4 protein-coding genes and 1 pseudogene are annotated in these 4,164 nt (G+C 73.8%); 1 reads left to right on the plus strand and 4 read right to left on the minus strand.

The window, feature by feature from the left end; translation table 11 throughout:
* From JNW91_RS30075 to JNW91_RS33760, 3 genes are all read right to left on the minus strand, one after another.
* The coding region (locus JNW91_RS30075; RefSeq protein WP_456085422.1) for a WXG100-like domain-containing protein at positions 1–807 on the minus strand (807 nt) is incomplete at its 3' end.
* 15 nt (positions 808–822) lie between these two features.
* Positions 823–1,155, minus strand: coding sequence for a hypothetical protein (locus JNW91_RS30080; protein ID WP_203178877.1), 333 nt, complete (start codon positions 1,153–1,155; stop codon positions 823–825).
* Entirely contained in the window at positions 1,152–1,574 is a 423-nt protein-coding gene (locus tag JNW91_RS33760) for a YbaB/EbfC family nucleoid-associated protein (RefSeq protein ID WP_203178878.1), read from the minus strand. The genes JNW91_RS30080 and JNW91_RS33760 overlap by 4 nt, the downstream gene beginning before the upstream one ends.
* 78 nt (positions 1,575–1,652) lie before the next feature.
* On the opposite strand from JNW91_RS33760, the gene JNW91_RS30090 reads away from it, so the two are divergent.
* Positions 1,653–2,900 (plus strand): SUKH-3 domain-containing protein, encoded by a 1,248-nt coding sequence (locus JNW91_RS30090; RefSeq protein ID WP_203178879.1) that lies wholly within the window; start codon positions 1,653–1,655, stop codon positions 2,898–2,900.
* Here the strand turns inward: JNW91_RS30090 and JNW91_RS30095 are convergent.
* Positions 2,897–4,164: pseudogene (locus JNW91_RS30095) on the minus strand (aldehyde dehydrogenase family protein); the annotation flags it as partial. The gene JNW91_RS30090 and the pseudogene JNW91_RS30095 sit on opposite strands and share 4 nt — an antisense overlap.

Genomic DNA, 4,164 nt, shown 5'->3' on the forward strand with positions numbered 1-4,164 from the left:
GTGCCGACCCAGGCCGGCCAGCGGTGGCGACCGCCCCGCCGGCGAGGCGCCGACGGCGGACGCGCCGAGGTCGGTCAGGTCCAGGCCGTGGGCGCGGCCGGTGGAGTTCTGGTACGCCTGGGTGGCCAGGGTGACCCCGGCCTCCTCGGCGGCCTCCTCCAGCCCTTCCCGGGTGGCGCGCCTGGCCAGCCCGCGTACGCCACCGCGCGCGACCTCCTTGGCGGCCCGTTCACCGGCTTCCTTCAGCCCGTGCTTGAGGGACTTGCTGGCCAGTTGCCCCATCAGCCGCTTGAAGATCTGCTGGATCAGCAGGCGGGTGGCGGTGATCGCCGCGCCTGCGGCCGGGGAGGCGGCACCGGCGGTGAGCACCGCCGCCACCGCCACCGCCATCAGTTCGATGACCAGGATGCCCAGCTCGATCCAGACTTCGAGCTTGGCGCTCTCGATGTCGCAGCCGCACTCCTCGACCAGCCGGCCCAGGTCGTTGGTGACCGCGAGCAGCACCGGCAGCGGTGCGTCGTCGCCCTCGGCGATCCCCCGCCAGGCCGCCTCGAACGCGGCGTCGACCGCACCGACGCCGCCGTATCCGGCGCGTACCTCGTTGGCGGCCGCGGCAGCGTCGCTGTGCGGGCCGGCGAGTACGGCGGCGACCGCGTACCACCGGTCGGCGACGTCCCAGACGGCCCGCTCGTCGCCCTCCGGCCACTGCACGCCGACGACCCAGTCGAGTGCCTCGTATATCCAGCCGGGCACGTCCCAGGGTGCGTAGTCGAGCGGGTGCGGAATCGGGCTGGGCAGCACGGTCATCCGGATCGCCCGCTGTCAGCGCCGGTCGGCGGCCCGGTCGAACCGGGCGGCGCTGCCGACATCGGTCTGCACGCTCGCGTCGACCGCGCGGACCACGTCGCTGCCCAGCTCGGTGAGCCGCTCGCCGGTGCCCGTCCAGGCTCGCAGCACGGTCTGCTCGAACCCTCGGTAGCTGCGCTCGAACGCGGCGCCGATGTCGTCGCGGCCCCACGGTCGGGCGCCGCTGGCGGCTTCGATCTCGCCGCCCTGCGCTGCGCGGCGGGCCGTCACCGCCTCGCCGGCGAGGGCCAGGTCGGCACCGCCCCGCCGTGCTCGGGAGGGGTCGAGCCAGAGCTGCCCGTCGGTCATGCCGGCCCCTCGCCCCGACCGAGTACGGCCTCGGCGCGCCCGAGCAGCGCGCCGAAGTCTCCGGTGCGCAGGAACTCGACCGGGCCGGCGCCGGCCGGTACGTGTTCGGCCACCAGCTCTCGGGTGGCGTCGCTGGCAGCGGTCGTGGCGGCCCGAATTGTCTCGGTAATCTTCCGGCTCAGCGCCTCGACGTTCCGGTCCTGGTAGACGGCCGGGTCCAGCTCGATCGCCACCAGCTCGCCCCGGGCGCCGACGGTCGCGGTCACCTGTCCGTCGGCCGAGCGCCGGGTCACCCGCACCGCGGCGAGCCGGGTCCGCAGCTCGTCCAGGTTGGACCTGAGCTGCTGATACTGCCCGTACACGTCGTCGAATCGGGCCCGTAGCTCGCGATTGGCGTCCCGGTCCGCGCGTCCGCTCACCGCCGTTCCTCCCGTCACCGTCGGTAGGGCGAACCATACCGGCTGCCATCGATCCGCGTAATCCGGTAGTTTCGCTGTGTGATCGACCGTCAACAGGCCGAGCAGCTCGCGGCCATCTGGGCCCGCCGTGATTCGCAGCGCCTCGGCCACGAGTGCACCCCGATGGTCGACGAGTTCGATCTCGGCTACGTCATCACGTCCGTCGTGCCCACCGAGGCGCGGACGGTCCCCGGCGACCTGCCGACGACCGTCATCGACAAGCAGACCGGGAAGGTCACCACCTGGCCCCGGGTGCCGAGCGATGTGGTGGCGGACATGTACCGGCGCAACCAGCCCTCCGGGCCGGCCGCCGCACGCACCGTCGACCAGTCGAGCCTGCTGGTGCGGGAGATCCATCGGATCGCCACCCCGAACACCACCGCGCATCTGACCATCGACGGTCGAATCTGGACGGCCCAGGGCACGAAGGGCGCCGTCCCGCTGAACCATCACCCGCTCGTCCGCACGTACCTGGATCGGCTGCCCCCTGGCGAGTTGGTGCGTGGCGGCGAGGGTCACGCCGAGCTGATCGTGGTGTCCGACGTGCTGCACGAGTACGACCACCTACGGGCGGCCGAGGGCATCGCGCCGATGGGCCGGGCCGAGGCGGCGGCACTGCTGGAGGGCGCGCGGTTCGAGATCTTCCGGGTCCGTGAGCCGGGTGACCCGGCAGGTGGCGCGGCCGAGCGGCCCTGCGATTCGTGCGTCGACTTCCTGGTGCGCGCCAACGTTCTGCCGGAGTCGGCTCGGGCGTACACCGAGACCTGGCTGCCGCCGGCGGAGCCCGACCCGGACCCGGGCCGTTTTCCGCCCGAGGTGGCCAACGCGCTGGTGGCGGCCGGCTGGCGACCGCACATCGGCGACCAGATCATGGCCGCCGCCGCCGTGCGGGACGTCACCGCCGTGGTGGGGCGCGCCCACCGGCACGAGGTCTTCCCGGCCGCCGTCGAGGCGCTGACCGCGTTCCCCAGCTTGGTCGGGGCCCGGCGCGGCCCTGGCGAGCAGGTGTGGATCTCCCGGTTCGACATCCGCCCGCACACGATCGCGCACACCGCCGACACGCTCGCCGACTTCGGCGCGGTGCTCGGTGTTCGACTCTTTCCGATCGGCACCGAGCAGCAGGACAGCATCCTGGCCGTCGACGAGCGCGGCCGGGTCTTCGCCCTCGACCAGGCCGGCGAGTGGTTCCTGGGCGACACGATCGACGCCGCGCTGACCACCCTGCTGCTCGGCCGCGCCCCGGCCCGGGTCCGCGACGACGGCACCTGGCAGGCCGACCAGAGCTAGAGCGTGAGCCCGGTCAGCACCATGACGCGCGGCTCGGTGTAGTCGTCCATCGCGCTGCGCAGCCCTTCCCGGCCGACGCCGCTGCCCTTGACTCCGCCGTACGGCATCTGGTCGGCCCGGTACGACGGCACGTCGCCGACGACCAGCCCGCCCACCTCCAACGACCGCGCGGCGGAGAAGGCCACGTCCAGACGGCGGGTGAACACACCGGCCTGCAACCCGTACACCGAGTCGTTGACGGCGGCGAACGCGGCCTGGTCGTCGGCGACCGGCGCGACCACGAGCACCGGCCCGAACACCTCCTCGGCGACGACCTTGGCGTCGGCGGGCACGCCGGTGAGCACGGTCGGGGGGTACGTGGCGCCGTCGCGGTCCCCGCCCACCTCGATGGTGGCGCCGGCGGCGACCGCTTCGGCCACCCACGTCTCGACCCGACGGGCCGCGTCCTCGGACACCATCGGTCCGACGTCGGTCAGCTCGGAGGTGGGGTCGCCGGTGTGCAGCGCGCGTACCGCGGCGACCAGCCGGGGCAGGAAGTCGGCGTGCAGCGTGTGGTGCACGTACACCCGCTGGACGGCGATGCACGACTGGCCGGCCTGGTAGTTGGCGAACGTCGCGATCCGCTGCGCGGCGAAGTCCAGGTCGTCGTCCGACGTCCAGTCCGCGCAGAGCACGGCCGCCGCGTTGCCGCCCAGTTCCAGCGTGACGTGCTTCTCCGGCACCTGGCGGCGGATGGCCGCGCCGACCGGCGCGGACCCGGTGAACGACACCACCGGCAGACGGGGGTCGGCGACCAGCTCGGCGGCGCGGTCGTTGGGCAGCGGCAGCACCGAGAACATGCCGGCCGGGAGGTCGGTCTCGGCCAGCAGCTCGCCGAGCAGCAGCGCGGACAGGGGCGTCGCGGGTGCGGGTTTGACGATGATCGGCGTACCGACCGCGATGGCCGGCGCCACCTTGTGGGCGACGAGGTTGAGCGGGAAGTTGAACGGCGCGATGCCCAGCACCGGCCCCTTCGGCACCCGCCGGACCAGGGCGATCCGGCCGGTGGCGGTCGGGTCGGTGTCGAGTCGTTGCAGGTCCCCGGAGAAGCGCCGGGCCTCCTCGGCGGCCCACCGGAAGGTGGAGACGGCCGCCCGACCTCCGCGCGGGCCCACTTCACCGGTTTGCCGTTCTCGGCGGTGATCAGCGCCGCGACCTCGTCGGCGCGCTCGGCGAGCCGCCGGGACACGTGGTCGAGGGCCGCCGCGCGGGCGTGCGCGGGCAG

It is taken from the genome of Micromonospora parastrephiae, from assembly GCF_016802865.1.
In the GTDB taxonomy this organism is placed as follows: Bacteria; Actinomycetota; Actinomycetes; order Mycobacteriales; family Micromonosporaceae; genus Micromonospora; species Micromonospora parastrephiae.